Origin of the sequence: Achromobacter sp. UBA5777 (genome assembly GCF_002418565.1) — a bacterium.
In the GTDB taxonomy this organism is placed as follows: domain Bacteria; phylum Pseudomonadota; class Gammaproteobacteria; order Burkholderiales; family Burkholderiaceae_B; genus Achromobacter; species Achromobacter animicus.
The window spans coordinates 2,663-2,969 of the sequence record NZ_DIEJ01000167.1 but is presented as its reverse complement, the minus strand read 5'-3'; the positions used below and the strand labels follow the sequence as shown (position 1 = coordinate 2,969).

Sequence of the window (307 nt, the reverse complement as noted above, 5' to 3'; positions counted from 1 at the left end):
CGAGCGCCAGGATGGGCTCGTCGATCTGCACCCATTCGACGCCCAGCTTGGCAAAGCGCGCCAACACATCCTGGTAGACCGGCAGCAGCGCCGTCAGAAGCTGGAGTTTGCCGGCATCGGCGGGGCCGTCGGCGAATGCATCGCCCTTGCCCAGGAACAGCCAGGTCAGCGGGCCGGGAATGACCGGCTTGACCTGCAGGCCCAGCGCCTGCGCTTCCTTGACCTGTTCGAACAGGGTGTCGCGAGCAATGCGGAAGGTCTGGCCGGGCACCAGCTCGGGGACGATGTAGTGGTAGTTGGTATCGAA

The 307-nt window shown here is 65.1% G+C and carries 1 pseudogene; it reads right to left on the bottom strand.

The window, feature by feature from the left end:
* Window positions 1–307: pseudogene (locus tag B3446_RS13280) on the bottom strand (5-methyltetrahydropteroyltriglutamate--homocysteine S-methyltransferase); the annotation flags it as partial.